This window comes from Galbibacter pacificus (assembly GCF_029603165.1).
GTDB classification, from domain to species: Bacteria; Bacteroidota; Bacteroidia; order Flavobacteriales; family Flavobacteriaceae; genus Galbibacter; species Galbibacter pacificus.
The window spans coordinates 96,847-113,381 of sequence record NZ_JAQSVC010000004.1; the positions used below are offsets into that span (position 1 = coordinate 96,847).

Here is a 16,535-nt window from a genome sequence, read left to right on the forward strand (position 1 = left end):
TCAAGGGGCCGCTCTTTTTTATGTATAAAAGTTTTGCTTATTTAAGCTTTTTCTTCACCTCTACCTCTCTAAAGCTTTCTACTATATCTCCAACTTGAATATCGTTGTAGTTCTTTATTTGAAGTCCGCAGTCATAACCTTTTGAAACTTCTTTCACATCATCTTTAAAACGTTTCAATGAAGCCAATTCCCCGGTAAATATCACAACGCCGTCGCGTATTAAACGCACTCCCGAGTTTCGGTATATTTTACCATCGGTTACCATACAACCTGCAATAGTCCCGACTTTTGAAATCTTGAAGGTTTCCCGAATTTCAGCGGTACCGGTTATCTCTTCTTTTAATTCAGGCGACAACATTCCTTCCATTGCATCTTTAAGGTCGTTAATGGCATCGTAAATAATAGAATAAGTACGGATGTCTATCTCTTCCCTATCGGCTACAGAACGGGCATTGCCCATCGGCCTTACATTAAATCCTATAATAATGGCATCTGATGCGGTTGCCAAAAGCACGTCCGACTCTGTAATTGGTCCAACGGCCTTATGAATGATATTAATATGGATTTCTTCGGTAGAAAGTTTCTGGAATGAATCTGTCAATGCTTCAACAGAACCATCTACATCTCCTTTCAAGATAATATTAAGCTCTTTAAAATCGCCTAGTGCAATACGTCTTCCTATTTCATCCAAAGTAATATGGCGCTGTGTCCTTACAGACTGTTCACGCTGCAATTGCGTACGTTTGGTAGCTATTTGCTTTGCTTCACGCTCGTCTTCATATACATTAAACTTGTCTCCCGCCTGTGGCGCACCGTCCAATCCTAAAATAGATATTGGTGTTGAAGGGCCCGCTTCTTTGATATCTTTACCGCGTTCATCCTGCATTGCCTTTACTTTACCGCTATGGGTTCCCGCAAGTACATAGTCACCAATTTTAAGGGTACCCGCCTGCACTAACACCGTAGAAACATATCCCCTACCTTTATCAAGGTATGCTTCAACCACGGTACCGTTGGCAATTTTGTCCGGATTGGCTTTCAATTCAAGCAGTTCTGCTTCTAAGAGTACTTTTTCTAATAATTCCTGAACACCCTGCCCGGTTTTAGCCGAAATATCCTGCGATTGGATTTTACCTCCCCAATCTTCAACAAGTAAATTCATGTTGGCAAGGCTTTCTTTAATCTTATCTGGGTTTGCCGTTGGCTTATCCACCTTATTTATGGCAAATACAATGGGCACTCCTGCTGCCTGTGCATGACTGATTGCTTCTTTGGTTTGCGGCATGACATCGTCATCGGCAGCAACCACAATAATGGCAAGGTCTGTAACTTGGGCTCCACGGGCACGCATTGCCGTAAATGCTTCGTGACCGGGTGTATCCAAGAAAGCTATTTTTTGGCCATCTTTTAGGGTAACCCCATATGCCCCGATATGCTGGGTAATTCCTCCGCTCTCACCGGCAATTACATTTTCTTCTCGGATGTAATCCAACAAAGATGTTTTACCGTGGTCTACGTGACCCATTACGGTTACTATTGGCGCACGTGTTTCTAAATCTTCAGGATTATCGACTTCTTCTACAGTAGTCTCTTCTATATCGGTTGTTATAAATTCTACTTCATAACCAAACTCATCAGCAATAATGGTCAATGTTTCAGCATCCAGACGCTGGTTCATTGTCACCATCATCCCTAACGACATACAAGCCGATATAATTTGAGTAACAGGTACATCCATCAAGGTTGCCACTTCGCTCACGGTAACAAACTCTGTAACTTTAAGCACCTTGTTTTGTGCTTCTTGCTGAGCCTGCTCCTGTTCGGATTTTTGTCTGTGGAAATCTCTTTTTTCACGACGGTATTTAGCACCTTTGGACTTACTGGATTTTCCTTGAAGTTTTTCAAGGGTCTCCCTAACCTGCTTTTGAACCTCTTCTTCGGTTGGCTCGACTTTTTCTACATGAGAACGTCGTCCTTTGCCTCCGCGTTGGTTTCTGTTGTCTTTATTGAATCTTCCTCCACCGTTGTTATTTGGTCTTGGCCCTCTATTATTTTCTTTACTTATTCTTCTGCGACGTTTTTTCTTGTCGTCTGAAGCATTGTTCGAGCCTTTTTTATCACCTTCTTTTGAAGTTTCTTTTTTCTTTTTAGGCTTATTGAACTGCGATAAATCTATTTTTTCCCCTGTAAAGTTAGGTCCTGAAAGCTTGGTATATTTTGTTTTAACCTGTTCAGAATCTACTTCTTCCCCGTCTACAATTACTTTTTTTGTTTTAACTGGAGCTTTAGGCTCTTGCTTTACAACAGGCTTCTCTTCTGCTTTTGGCTTGTGAGGCTGCTGTTGTTTTGTCTTTTCGGCATCTTCCTTCTTGGCAGAAGGCTCCGTTTTTTTAGCTTGGAATGCCTTCTCTTCCGGTTTATCCTGTTTTTGTTCAGGTTCCGCCGGCTTGTCTTCTTTTTTCTCTTTTTGCTGAGGCGTGTCTACTTTATCGGCTGGTTTTGGCGCTTCTTCTTTTTTCTCTGCGGCCGGTTCTTCTTTTTTATCGTCTTTATCGTCGAGGTCAATTTTTCCTACGGTTTTTGGTCCCGATAAATTTGCTTTAGCCCTGACCACTTCTTGCTCTTCCTGCTTTTGGCGTTTTAGCTCATTTTCTTTTTCCAACTCCTGCCTGATCGCTTCTTTTTCTTTACGCTTTTCCTCTCCAACCTCTTTAGAAGCTACTTTTTTGCTTCTGTCTGTTTGAAATTCATCCAAGAGCACGTTGTACACTTCGTTGGTTATTTTTGTGGTAGGCCTGGCCTCCACTTCGTAACCTTTGGCCGATAGGTGCTCTACCGCCCTGTCCAACGAAATGTTTAACTCTCTTAAAACTTTATTTAGCCTCAATTTTGCGCTTTCAGCCATACAATATTTGTTATCCTAAATTTTATTTTCCCTAAAATTAGTCTTCAAATTCTTCTTTAAGAATTCTGACCACCTCCAAAATAGTTTCCTCTTCCAGGTCTGTTCTTTTAACTAAATCGCTTACATCCTGATCGAGCACGCTCTTGGCAGTGTCGAGACCAATTTTTCTAAATTCATCTATAATCCATGCTTCAATTTCGTCTGAGAACTCTGTTAACTCAACATCTTCCTCGACTCCTTCGCGAAGCACATCTATTTCGTAACCGGTTAATTGCCCGGCTAAACGTATGTTAAAACCACCTTTACCAATGGCTTTGGAAACCTCTTCGGGTTTTAAAAGCACTTCGGCATGTTTGGTTTCATCGTTCAAAGTTACTAAACTTACCCTTGCCGGGCTCAACGCCCTGCTGATAAATAACTGTGGGTTATTGGTAAAGTTAATAACATCTATGTTCTCGTTCCCCAATTCGCGGACAATTCCATGAATCCTAGAACCTTTCATACCCACACAGGCCCCTACCGGGTCTATACGGTCGTCGTATGAATCTACGGCTACTTTTGCTTTTTCGCCGGGTATCCTCACTACTTTCTTCACGGTAATAAGCCCATCGAAAACCTCGGGGATTTCCTGCTCGAATAGTTTCTCAAGGAACTCGGGAGCTGTTCTCGACATAATAATCATCGGCTTATTTCCCTTGAGCTCCACACCTTCTATTATACCGCGTACATTTTCTCCTTTCCTAAAAAAGTCTGAAGGTATTTGTTTATCCTTCGGAAGGATAATCTCGTTTCCTTCATCATCCAACAAAATAACAGCTTTATGACGAATATGGTGTACTTCGGCAGTATATATTTCTCCGATCAGGTCTTTAAACTGCTTGTATATTGTTGTATTGTCATGTTCATGAATCTTAGAAATAAGGTTTTGCCTTAATGCCAATATCGATCTTCTTCCCAGGTCTATAAGCTTCACCTCTTCGGATACATCTTCGCCCACTTCAAAATCGGGTTCGATTTTTCTAGCCTCCGTAAGTGATATTTCTTGATTATCGTCTTCTACTTCATCATCGGCAACAACAATCCTATTTCTCCAAATCTCTAAATCCCCTTTATCCGGATTTATAATGATATCAAAATTATCATCAGAACCAAACTTTTTCTTTAGCGCATTTCTAAATACATCTTCCAAAATGGCCATTAAGGTTACACGATCTATGAGTTTGTCGTCTTTAAACTCAGAAAATGATTCGATCAATGCAAGATTTTCCATGTCAATTTCTTAATTAAAATGTTATCATCACTTTAGCTTCCATAATATCCGCAAAAGGGATTTCTTTTTCATACTTTACCGTCACTTTCCCCTTACCAACAGGCTTGGGTTCACGGGCTTTCCAGCTCAATGCTATACCGCTTTCGGCAACATTGGTTAGTTCTCCTTCAAATTTTTCCTCGGCGGTTTTAACCTGAAGTTTCCTGCCTTTGTTTTTATTGAATTGCCTATTATTAACAATGGGTTCTGTTGCCCCAGGGGAAGTTACCTCTAAAGAAAAATCTGTTTCTTCCCTGTCAAGGTTGTGCTCCACATGCCTGCTTACGGCAATACAATCTTTTAAAGAAACTCCGTTGTCCCCGTCTATAATCACCTTGATTTTGTTATCCGGAGTTATAGAAAAGTCAATCAAGAACAACGATTTGTCATCTTCAAAAACTTCGTTTAAAAGCGCTGTTACTTTTTCCTTCAACATCTAAGATTAGTATAAAAAGAGGGGACTTTTTGTCCCCTCTGAAATAGATTATTCACTTTCAACGGTGCAAATATACAATTTTTTTTAAACCTATAAATACTTCGCCCAAAGTAATTTATTATGTATCAAATTCTTCTAGGAAAACTTCGAGAAACCATTGCGGTTAAGCATAGGCGGATTCGTTGAATACAGGATGGGATCAGGACTAAATATTATCCGCTCAATGTGCGTAATGCATTACAAAGAAGTTTCCAAAAAACCACCCTTTTTTGTGCCCCTATTTTGTTTAATTTCATCTATATCAGTCTGGATCAACTTAAACTTAGTTAATTCCTATTAATATTATTTGTATTAATTATATAACCCATTTAAATTTAATCTTGAATAGTTATAATATCATCTAAAAAAACAAAAACCCTTTAAAAACGAATGTTTTTAAAGGGTTTTATGTTGGCCTACAAGGACTCGAACCTTGAACGACTGAACCAAAATCAGCTGTGTTACCAATTACACCATAGGCCAGTAAAATATGCTTTATCAGGGGTCTTGTCCGTAAAAGCAGGTGCAAATTTATAACAAACTTTTAGATGCACAAATATTTTTTTAAATAATTTTTTGTTCTTTTACCGCTCCCCTGTTAACATTTTTCAAAAGTAAGCCAGTTTCACTTATTATTTATTAAATTCGCCTGCATTATATAATTAAAAACATGACCGCAACTCAGTATAAAAAATGGGATACCATCCTTGGATGGATAGTTTTTTTAATCGCATTAATTACATATCACTTAACGGTAGAGCCAACATCCAGCTTCTGGGATGCGGGGGAATACTTAGCAACTTCGGCCAAATTACAAGTTGGACACCCCCCTGGAGCACCTTTTTTCCAAATGATAGGAGCCTTTTTTGCCATGTTTGCCCCTAATGCAGAATCGGTAGCCATTACGGTTAACCATATGTCGGTTTTTTCAAGCGCCTTTACCATTTTGTTCATGTTTTGGTCTATTACCAATATTACCCGAAAATTAGCCTTGAAATCGGGAGAACTGACTTCCGGGAAATATATGGCCATACTTGGCAGTGGTCTTGTTGGGGCATTAACTTTTACATATACCGACAGTTTCTGGTTTAATGCTCTTGAAGCCGAAGTTTATGCCATGGCCATGCTCCTTACATCGCTTATGGTTTGGCTTGGACTAAAGTGGGCAGACGACATGCACAACCCAAGAGGACACCGCTGGCTTATTTTAATATCATTAGTGGTTGGACTATCTTTTGGGGTCCATTTTATGGCCTTGTTGACCATTCCTTCACTCGGGATGATTTATTATTTTAAAAATTATAAAGAATATAATGCAAAATCTTTTATAGCCGCCAATGTAATTTCAATAGCTATTTTATTGTTTCTCTTCAAACTTTTACTACCCAATGTGCTAAAGGTTTTTGGCTATTTGGAAGTGTTTTTTGTAAACAGCATTGGGCTTCCGTTCAATTCGGGAACAATCATTGCCGGAATCATCATTGTGGTATTGTTTTATTTCGGCCTGAATTACACCCGAAAAAAGAACTACAAATTAATAAATACGGTAATTTTAAGCATCCTGTTCATCCTTATAGGTTTTTCCACTTGGATGATGGTGCCCATACGTGCCAATGCTGGAACCGTTATTAACGAGAACAGCCCTACCGATGCCCGCCAGTTATTAGCATATTACAACTTGGAACAGTACCCCGAAACGCATTTGTTTTACGGACCTATGTTTACCGATGCCTTTGCGGGCCAGGATCCTGATGACCCATATATAGATGATAAACCAAAATACGAAAGGGACTATAAAACCAAAAAATATGTAATTGTAAACAATTACAAAGATGCCAGGCCCGGGCCAAACCACGCCCAAGAAGGTTTCATGCCGAGAATGTGGAGCAGCGAGCACGCGGCCAACTATATGAGGATAACCGGCCCCGTAAATATTATGGTAAAGCCTCAATACAGAAGTGAAAAACAATTAACCGATGCCGTAAGCCAATATAAAAGAGAACTGGAAAACGGTACTATCGATGCCGATGAATACCTTAACTTTATTAAACAGTTTAACGAATTCCTTATAGTTGAGAAACCCAGTTTTTGGCAAAATATGCATTACCTGTTTGAGTTCCAGATGGGATATATGTACTGGCGTTACTTTATGTGGAATTTTGTGGGGAGGCAAGACGACATACAAGGAAAACTGGACAACCACGGAAATTGGTTAAGTGGTATTAAATTTATAGACGAGTGGCGCTTGGGCTCTCAAGACAATCTGCCATCGGATGTTTTAAACAACAAAGCCAGAAACATGTACTTCTTTTTACCTTTAATTCTTGGCCTTATTGGCTTTATTTTCTTGGTGAAAAGTAGTAAACAGCAATTTTGGGTGCTGTTCGCCCTTTTTCTCTTTATGGGACTGGCCTTAAAAATATACCTAAACGAACGCCCCTTTGAACCACGCGAGAGAGACTATGCCCTGGTGGGTTCTTTCTTTGTGTTCTCTATGTGGATCGGCATGGGCGTTTATGCGCTTTTTGATGAATTTAAAAAATACCTTTCCCCAAAAACATTGGCACCTATTATTACGGCTATATGCCTGCTTGCAGTTCCATCGGTAATGGCTTACCAGAACTGGAACGATCATAACCGATCGGACAGGTACACGGCACAGTCCATGGCAAAATCGTATCTCGATTCTATTGAAGAAGATGCCGGGGCCATGCTCTTTACCATTGGCGATAACGACACCTTCTCTTTGTGGTACGCTCAGGAAATTGAAGGCTACCGCACCGATGTAAGGACCATAAACACCAGCTTGTTCGCTACCGACTGGTACATCGACCAAATGAAGCGGGCCGCATACGAAAGCAAACCTATCCCGTCTCAATTAACACACGATAAGTATGCCTATGGCGTCAGGGATGTGGTTTATTACCAGCAATTAACCGATGAGCGTTGGGATATTAAACGCTTTATGGATTGGATTGCCAACGATGATAATACCATAAGGAACCTTATTAAAAAACGTGGTGGTGATCCAAGCCAATATCCAGAAAGCTATTTAAATTTACCGTTCTACCCTACCAATAAAATCAGGGTTCCCGTAAACAGGAAAAATGTTTTGGAAACTGGTTTGGTGAAAGAAAAAGATGCTGCCGATATTGTTGATTATATAGATATTGACCTTCCAAAATCCGCTTTGCCAAAAAACAGATTGCTCATGCTGGACCTCCTCGCAAACAACAACTGGGAAAGGCCTATCTATTTTACGGGCGGCAGTTTTGACCCTGCCGAATATTTATGGATGAAGGACTACTTGCAATTAGACGGACTTGTATACAAGCTCGTTCCAATAAAGACTCCTATCGATAAGAACAATCCATATGAAATGGGCAGAATAGACGAAGACCTCATGTATAATATTGTTACAGAATGGGATTGGGGCAATTCTGAATCGCCTAATATTTACCATGACCCCGAAACCAGAAAAAATAGTATTTCGTATCGGGGCAATTTGGCAAGGCTGTCAGAAAAATTGATAAATACCAACAAAAAAGACAAAGCCAAAGACATTCTTAACCTTGCCATGGAAAAAATGCCATTTGGTTATTTTGGTTATTATGTTTTCCTTGAGCCATATGTACAAGGTTATTACGAGATCGATGAAAAAGAAAAGGCAAGGGAACTCTACCAAGAAGTTGCCAGAAAATATCAAGAAAGCCTTAACTATTATAGCAATCTTGATATAGACGATCAATATTCGTATGCATCAGATATTGTAAGCGATATAGAGCGTTACAGGAGCCTGCTCGATATTGTGGTAGCGCACGACGAAAAAGATTTTGCATTGCCAGAGACACAGACCTTTAACCAATACCTAGAGCGCTTTAGTCATTTTTACAGAAGACCCGGAAGTGCTCAACCAACACAGGTTCCAGAAGGAGATCCCATAATAGACGGAAATCCAACCGAAACCAATATAGATTCGGCCGCGATGAACGAAACCAAAGACGTTACCCCTCAAATGGAAGTAGATTCACTTCCCTTGGAAAACAACTAAAAAAACAAGACAAAGCCGCTAAGCCTGCTTAGCGGCTTTGTCAATTATATCTCATGAAAGCATATTTGGTAAAAACCCCACAAGTGGTCAAATCGCTTTATAAGGATTATACATGGGAACTGGAAACCGACAAAAAGGAGGTTTTTTTAACTTTTGATGACGGTCCGACCCCCATTGTTACCAATTTTGTTCTCGATGAATTAAAAAAGCATCAGGCCAAAGCAACTTTTTTTTGTATCGGAAAAAATATCGATAGGCACCCCGATATATGCAAACAAATTATTTCTGAAGACCACTCCATAGGAAATCACACACACAATCATTTAAACTGTAAAAAGCATCCCCTTAAAGATTATATGGACAATGTTTTATTGGCTGATAAATCCCTTGCCGGATTTTTGACCCCAAATGCACCAAAATTGTTCAGGCCACCATATGGGCGAATTTCAAGAAAAGTTTCAAAAGAATTAATAAACCAAGGTTACAAAATTATTATGTGGGATGTTTTGAGCGCCGATTTCGACTTGACCAATTCAGCTAAAAAATGTATTGAAAATGTACAGAAACATATAAAGCCCGGAAGCATTATCGTTTTTCACGACAGCAAAAAGTCCTTTCCAATCCTAAAAAAAACACTTCCGGAAATTTTAAACTTTCTGGCCACAGAGAATTTTCAATGCAGCAATCTTTAATAATCACGACTAGCTTGTGTATGATTTATTATATAATGCGGATTGTCGTCCCTGTTAAAACTTTTTTTATTCAAAAAGCATTTTGCCCAAATGTCAACAAATTATTGTCTGGATCAAGTACGGAAAACTCCCTTTGGCCCCAAGGTTTGTTTTCTAGCTTTCCGTTGGGATGAATTTCCGTCTTTCCCATCAACAATAACTTATAGAATTCATCAATATTACTGGTTCTAATATAAACTTGACCATAATTTTCTTTCGGGTCCAGTTCTTTAAATTTGAAGAAATGAATTTGAATCCGGTCTCTTTCCAGCATTAAATAGCCTTCAAAATCGACATTTCCAAATTCTTTAAACCCTAATCGGTTTATGTAGAATTCTCTCGTAACCACTTTGTCGCGCATAGGTAATTTTGGATGAATATCGGTTAGCATATTTCCTTTAGCCTCTTTATGACTTTAAAAAAATCTATGGTTAATCTCTTACAACTATTAAAATAAAATACGGCTATTTTTCGCTAAACATATTCCTGCAACAAGCCAATAAGCGTATTGGCATCTTGCTCGCCACTTTGGCGCCATACCATTTCGCCACTTTTGTAGATCATCAGGGTTGGCAAGCCCTTAACCCTTAATGCTTCGGCAAGTTCCTGATTTTTATCGATATCTATTTTTATAACTCTAGCTTTATCCCCAAGTGCTGCGGCCACGTCCCGAAGTACCGGGTGCATAGCTGTAGAAGATTCGTTCCAATCGGTATAAAAGTCTAAAAGAACCGGAATACTACCGGCAATTAACTCCCCAAACTTTGACATAAATGTTCAATTTTAACATCTTTATTAATCAAATGTACTAAAAAAAGTAATAAAATACGCCAAACTAACTGTTTGACAGCTTTTTTGGCTGTATGTACTATACTACTGGTTTAATTTTCTTCTTTAATTCAATTACCGTAATCTCTGGCCAAATTCCCACACGTCCCGGATAGCCTATAAAGCCCAGCCCACGGTTAACGTTTATAAACTGCCCCATTTTTTCGTAAACCCCGGCCCAATATTTATACCTGTATTTTACAGGACTCCATTTAATTACGCCCGGGATTTCTACCCCAAACTGCATTCCGTGCGTGTGCCCGCTCAAGGTTAAATGGTAATGGTACGGATGTTCTAAAACCTGATATTGCCAATGTGAAGGATCGTGGCTCATTAAAATTTTAAAATCTTCTGGCTTAATATTTTTTATTGCCTTTTCAAGGTCTCCTGCTTTTTTAAATCCGCCTTCGCCCCAATTCTCAACACCAATTAAAGCAATTCGTTGTCCGTCTTTTTCTAGGTAACGGCTTTCGTTCAGTAAGAGGTCAAAGCCCATATCCTTTTGAATTTTCTTCAATTCGTCAAGGTTTTCTTTTTTTGCTTCTTCTGAAGGCCATTCGGCATAATCGCCATAATCGTGATTCCCTAATACCGAAAAAACCCCATCTGTGGCATGCAATCTTGAAAAAGTTTCCTTCCACGGATGCATCTCGGTAGCAACGTTGTTTACCAAATCTCCGGTAAACAATAACACGTCCGAGGCCTGCTTGTTAATAAGGTCTACTACATATTCTATTTTCTTTTTATTGTCGAAGCTTCCGCTGTGGATATCTGATATTTGTGTAATCCGGTAACCATCAAAAGCATCGGGAAGGTCGTCAAACTCCAATGTATACTTCAACACTTGATAATCGTATTTTCCTTTGTACATTCCATAAAGCAACGACAAAAAGGGAACTGCAGCAACGCCCAACGCAATACGGCTTATAAATTTTCTCCTTGACGGAAAAGTATTTGAAGCAACGGCACCCGATTGAAAAATTTTACCAAACAACCATCCAAACAAACGCCCCAAATCTTCAATCAGCATAAAAATTCCGGAGAAAAAACCCAGCGTCATAAACGCCAAAAAGAGCCCTACCGAAATTCCCATGGCATGAGACATTCCCTGAGATCTATCAAAATGGTTAAATTGAAGGTAAACATTCACCAAAACGGCTACAAATGCAAGTGCATAAGCTACTTGCAGGTATGGGTTTCTAACTAAGGTTCTAAAGGCTTGAAAGCCATAAAAGGCTCCAATGAGGTATATAATTCCTAAAACAATAAAAAAACGCGACATATTTTTCTTTCTCGAACTTTTTCAACAAAAATATCTTATATACAGCAACTTACAGATATTTTAGAGTTTATTTAACTTTATTTACAATTTGCCATATCTTATTTTGGTCGGATTTTTTCACAAAACTTTCGTCAAAAGCATTGTTGTTGAAGGATATGGGAGGTGGCACTTTTAAAACCTTGACAGGTACCGATGCCGAAAAATGAATCTCTATAAAGCCGTTTTCCTTAAAATTCAATACATTCTGTTCGTCGATCCCGCTTCCCGGCATGATTTTTATATTCTTTCCATATTTATATTGAAGCACTGTTAAAAGCGGTAAACCATCTAACGCTTTGGACTGCTGTCCGCTCGTTAATACCCGGTCGCAACCTAGGCCAATTAGGTTTTTCATGGTTTCATCTGGATTCGGCACCCAATCGAAAGCCCTGTGAAATGTAAATGAAAGCGGTCTTGCTAATTCAATTAATTCTTTGGTCCGCTCTGCATCCAAAGTATTATCTTGATTTAAAACCCCGGACACAATTCCTTTACAACCAATTTCCCTACAAAATTTTATATCTTCTTTCATTGTCTCAAATTCGGCATGGGTGTAGGTAAAATTTCCACTTCTCGGCCGTATCAGTACAAAAACGGGAATGGAAAGTTTTTCAACTACTCTTTTAATCACCCCATAAGAAGGTGTAATTCCCCCAACTTCCAATTCTGCACAAAGTTCAATTCTATCAGCACCCCCCTTTTGGGCACTGCAGGCAGATTCTACAGAATTGGAACATATTTCTACAATCATATTCCTTATATTTAAACCGTAAAAATAATCAACAATAAGGTATGCAACGAAGAAATTTCCTGAAAAAGACCGGATTAGGCGCAACGGGGCTTGCCTCCATCCCTTTTTTATCATCTTGGTCAAAACCTATAGGTGAAATCCAACCGAAAACCATAAAAAAAGCTGTAAGGCCCATTGTTGTGTGCACATGGAATTTCCACAATGCCACTTCAAAAGCATGGGAAATTTTAAATAGCGGAGGAAACGCCCTCGATGCAGTAGAACAAGGCGTAATGATTGAAGAAGCCGATGTTACCAACCAAACGGTGGGAAAAGGCGGCCGTCCGGACAGGGACGGGAACGTGACGCTCGATGCCTGTATTATGAACAAAGACGGGAATTGTGGTTCGGTTGTATACCTGCAAAACATAACCCACGCCATATCGGTAGCCCGAAAGGTAATGGAAGACACGCCTCATGTAATGCTTGCCGGAAAGGGTGCCGAGCAGTTTGCTTACGAAAAAGGGTTTGAAAAGGAAAACTTGCTTACCGAACAGTCGAAAAAAGAATGGCTGGAATGGAAAAAAGAATCGAAATACGAAACCATCATTAATATTGAAAACCACGATACCATTGGCATGCTTGCCATTGATGCCAATGGCGACATTTCCGGATCGTGTACCACTAGTGGCATGGCCTATAAAGTGGGCGGACGTGTGGGCGATTCGCCCTTGGTTGGTGCTGGACTTTTTATAGATAATGAAGTAGGCGGTGCCACAGCAACCGGGGTTGGCGAAGAAGTAGTGAAAACCGTGGGCTCTTTTTTAATTGTAGAGTTAATGCGGCAAGGGAAATCGCCACAAGAAGCTTGCGAAGAAGCTGTAAATCGTATTGTTTCAAAAAACAAAAATTACAACGATTTTCAAGTAGGTTTTCTAGCCATTAATAAAAATGGGGAAACCGGGGCTTATTGCATTCACCCAGGGTTTAGTTATAGCAAATACGACGGAGCGGGACAAAGCGATAATCCATCGGGTTCTTTTGTAAAGAAATAATCTCTATTCGCCAAAATGATCGAAAACCAATTTGTAATTAAATCATTTTAAGTTTTCTGTTTTCCTGCAAGGTTTTTTTCAGACCTTGTAGGTATTACCACGGTTTTATACATTATATTTTATTAAACATTGACTAAAGCGGCATTAACTTAGCAATGCTTCAGCTTAAACTCGTATAACTTTTTTAACTTTACAACTTTCAACTTCAAATACAAAAAACATGTCTGACCAGAAAAGACTTTTTCTTTTAGATGCGTATGCATTGATTTTTAGAGGATATTACGCATTTATAAAAAACCCGAGAATTAATTCCAAAGGTATGGACACATCGGCAATTATGGGGTTTATGAATTCGTTGCTGGATGTCATTAAAAGAGAAAAGCCTGATCATTTGGCCGTTGCGTTCGACAAAGAAGGCAGCAAGGACCGTGTGGAAATGTTTGAAGCCTACAAGGCCAACCGCGACGAAACCCCGGAGGCCATTCGTATTGCCGTACCGATTATTCAAGAAATCCTCAAGGCTATGCACATTCCGTGCATTGAAAAACCGGGTTACGAGGCCGACGACATTATTGGAACTCTGGCCAAACAAGCCGAAAAAGCCAATTATAAAGTATATATGGTAACACCCGATAAAGATTTTGCGCAGCTGGTTTCTGAAAATATCTTTATGTACCGTCCCGCACGCATGGGCAACGGTATAGAAATATGGGGCATTCCCGAAGTGCAAAAAAAGTTTGAGGTTGAAACCCCCGATCAAGTAATCGATTTTTTGGGGATGATGGGTGATGCCGTGGACAATATTCCCGGCCTGCCCGGTGTGGGTGAAAAAACTGCCAAAAAATTCCTTCAGCAATTTGGCAGCATGGAAAACCTTTTGGCCAATACCGATCAGCTAAAAGGAAAGATGAAAGAAAAAGTAGAAGCCAATGCCGAGCAAGGACTGCTTTCAAAAAAATTGGCCCGCATTATGCTCGATGTTCCGGTAGTATTTCATGAGGAAGACTTTGAGCTCAACACGCCCGACCTAGCCAAAGTGCAGGAAATTTTTCAGGAACTGGAATTTAGAAGGCTTGCCGAAAACCTATTGAAAACTTTCGGCCAGGAAGCTTCAACTGAAGAAACCCATGCCGAAACCAACAAAGGCAAAGTAAACAACAGTCTGGACGTGCAATACGACCTTTTTGGAAATAATGAAGCAACCGAAGAAAACACGACTGCCATTTCGGGCTACAAAACCATTGAACAAGTACCGCATTTTTATCAGCATACCAATACACCGCTTGCCAGAAAACTATTGCTACAAAAATTATTACAACAAAAAAGCGTATGCTTTGATACCGAAACCACCAGTATAAAATCGTTGCAGGCAGCATTGGTGGGCTGTGCTTTTTCGTGGGAGCCCGGCACCGGATTTTATGTATCCTTTCCCGAAAATCAAGAAGAAACCAAAGCTATTTTAGAAGAGTTTAGACCTTTTTTTGAACATAAGGACATTCAAAAAATTGGGCAGAACTTAAAATACGATATCAAAGTATTGTCCAATTACAACATGCCCGTTGAGGGGCCTATTTTTGATACCATGATTGCGCATTATCTTATCAACCCCGATATGCGCCACAATATGGACGTGTTGGCCGAAACTTATTTAAACTATTCGCCCGTTTCCATTGAAACCCTTATTGGTAAAAAAGGGAAAAACCAGCGCTCCATGCGAACCGTTCCCATAGAACAACAAACCGAGTATGCAGTAGAAGATGCCGATATTACCCTTCAGCTTAAAAACTTATTCGAACAGGAACTGCCCAATCGAAATGCAAAAAAATTATTTGAAGAAATTGAAGCCCCATTGGTAAAAGTGTTGGCCGAAATGGAAATTGAAGGCATCAACTTAGATGAAAAATTCCTGCATTCCCTCACAAAAGACCTTGTTGATGATATCCTCCGGTTGGAAAAAGACATCTACGAACAAGCCGGAGAAGAATTCAATATTGCATCGCCAAAGCAATTGGGGCCTATTTTGTTCGACAAGTTAAAACTGGTAGACAAACCCAAGAAAACCAAAACCGGGCAATATTCAACAGCCGAAGACGTGCTTTCTTACCTAGCAAAAGACCATAAAATAATAGCCGATATATTGGAATGGCGCCAACTCAACAAATTAAAAAGCACCTATGTAGACGCTTTGCCAAATGAGATCAATCCAAAAACGGGTCATGTACATACGGTTTACAGCCAAGCAGTAGCCGCCACGGGAAGATTGAGCTCCAACAACCCCAATTTACAGAATATCCCGATCCGTACAGAAAGAGGCCGGCAAGTACGAAAGGCCTTTGTGCCAAGAAATGAAGATTATACACTGCTGGCCGCAGATTATTCTCAGATAGAACTACGGATTATTGCCGCTTTAAGCGAAGAAGATAATATGATTAAAGCCTTCAAAAACGGAGAAGATATCCATGCATCTACGGCCGCACAAGTATTTAAAGTCGATATTGATAAAGTAACCCGCGAACAGCGGAGCAATGCCAAAACAGTAAACTTTGGAATTATTTATGGGGTTTCTGCCTTTGGATTGAGCAATCAAACTACCTTGAACAGGACGGAGGCCAAAGAACTTATTGACACCTATTACGAAACCTACCCGAAGCTAAAAGCCTATATAAGCAAACAAGTACATTTTGCGCAAGACCATGGCTATGTAGAAACCATTTTGGGCAGGCGTCGGTATTTAAAAGACATTAATTCCCGAAACCAAGTAGTAAGAGGTGCCGCCGAGCGGAATGCAGTAAATGCACCCATTCAGGGAAGCGCCGCAGATATTATTAAAATTGCCATGCTAAACCTTCAGAAAAAATTAAAAGAAGGCAATTTTAAAACCAAAATGTTGCTACAAGTTCATGACGAATTGGTATTCGACGCCCACAAAGAAGAACTCGATACTGTAAAAGAGCTTATTAAAACCGAAATGGAAAATGCTTATAAATTAAGTGTTCCTTTGGATGTAGAAGTAGGTTTGGGTAAAAATTGGTTAGAGGCGCATTAACATAACCCACTTAAAACCAATTTGTTTTATTCAACAAATTATTAACACCCGCTGTTTGTAAATAATAGAAATAATTGTACTTTT

Annotated in this window: 11 protein-coding genes and 1 tRNA gene; 4 read left to right on the forward strand and 8 right to left on the reverse strand. The window is 39.7% G+C overall.

The window, feature by feature from the left end:
* Positions 1–37: 37 nt before the first annotated feature.
* From infB to PSF86_RS11830, 4 genes are all read right to left on the reverse strand, one after another.
* Positions 38–2,905 carry a translation initiation factor IF-2 gene (gene infB / locus PSF86_RS11815; RefSeq protein ID WP_277900290.1) on the reverse strand — a complete coding sequence of 956 codons (2,868 nt, stop codon included), beginning with the start codon at positions 2,903–2,905 and terminating at the stop codon, positions 38–40.
* 37 nt (positions 2,906–2,942) lie between these two features.
* Positions 2,943–4,175 (reverse strand): transcription termination factor NusA, encoded by a 1,233-nt coding sequence (nusA, locus tag PSF86_RS11820; protein ID WP_277900291.1) that lies wholly within the window; start codon positions 4,173–4,175, stop codon positions 2,943–2,945.
* 13 nt (positions 4,176–4,188) lie between these two features.
* The gene (rimP, locus tag PSF86_RS11825; protein WP_277900292.1) at positions 4,189–4,650 is read right to left on the reverse strand and encodes a ribosome assembly cofactor RimP; all 462 of its coding nucleotides are present in this window, start codon (positions 4,648–4,650) and stop codon (positions 4,189–4,191) included.
* A 450-nt stretch (positions 4,651–5,100) separates the two neighbouring features.
* Positions 5,101–5,172: transfer RNA gene (locus PSF86_RS11830), tRNA-Gln, on the reverse strand.
* 187 nt (positions 5,173–5,359) lie between these two features.
* On the opposite strand from PSF86_RS11830, the gene PSF86_RS11835 reads away from it, so the two are divergent.
* Both PSF86_RS11835 and PSF86_RS11840 read left to right on the forward strand, forming a co-directional pair.
* Positions 5,360–8,740: a glycosyltransferase family 117 protein gene (locus tag PSF86_RS11835; protein ID WP_277900293.1), complete on the forward strand. Its 3,381-nt coding sequence runs from the start codon at positions 5,360–5,362 to the stop codon at positions 8,738–8,740.
* 53 nt (positions 8,741–8,793) lie between these two features.
* Complete coding sequence (locus PSF86_RS11840) at positions 8,794–9,432, forward strand: polysaccharide deacetylase family protein (RefSeq protein WP_277900294.1); 639 nt, start codon at positions 8,794–8,796, stop codon at positions 9,430–9,432.
* Between the two features lie 70 nt (positions 9,433–9,502).
* Here PSF86_RS11840 and PSF86_RS11845 read toward each other — a convergent pair whose 3' ends face one another.
* From PSF86_RS11845 to PSF86_RS11860, 4 genes are all read right to left on the reverse strand, one after another.
* On the reverse strand, positions 9,503–9,862 hold the full coding sequence (locus PSF86_RS11845; protein ID WP_277900295.1) for a bleomycin resistance protein: 360 nt from the start codon (positions 9,860–9,862) through the stop codon (positions 9,503–9,505).
* Positions 9,863–9,945: 83 nt separating this feature from the next.
* Positions 9,946–10,242, reverse strand: coding sequence for a thioredoxin family protein (locus PSF86_RS11850; protein WP_277900296.1), 297 nt, complete (start codon positions 10,240–10,242; stop codon positions 9,946–9,948).
* Positions 10,243–10,339: 97 nt separating this feature from the next.
* The gene (locus PSF86_RS11855; protein ID WP_277900297.1) at positions 10,340–11,581 is read right to left on the reverse strand and encodes a metallophosphoesterase; all 1,242 of its coding nucleotides are present in this window, start codon (positions 11,579–11,581) and stop codon (positions 10,340–10,342) included.
* A 67-nt stretch (positions 11,582–11,648) separates the two neighbouring features.
* Positions 11,649–12,371 (reverse strand): copper homeostasis protein CutC, encoded by a 723-nt coding sequence (locus tag PSF86_RS11860; RefSeq protein ID WP_277900298.1) that lies wholly within the window; start codon positions 12,369–12,371, stop codon positions 11,649–11,651.
* Positions 12,372–12,412: 41 nt separating this feature from the next.
* On the opposite strand from PSF86_RS11860, the gene PSF86_RS11865 reads away from it, so the two are divergent.
* Entirely contained in the window at positions 12,413–13,405 is a 993-nt protein-coding gene (locus PSF86_RS11865; protein ID WP_277900299.1) for an isoaspartyl peptidase/L-asparaginase family protein, read from the forward strand.
* Positions 13,406–13,625: 220 nt separating this feature from the next.
* On the forward strand, positions 13,626–16,451 hold the full coding sequence (polA, locus tag PSF86_RS11870; protein WP_277900300.1) for a DNA polymerase I: 2,826 nt from the start codon (positions 13,626–13,628) through the stop codon (positions 16,449–16,451).
* Positions 16,452–16,535 lie beyond the last annotated feature (84 nt).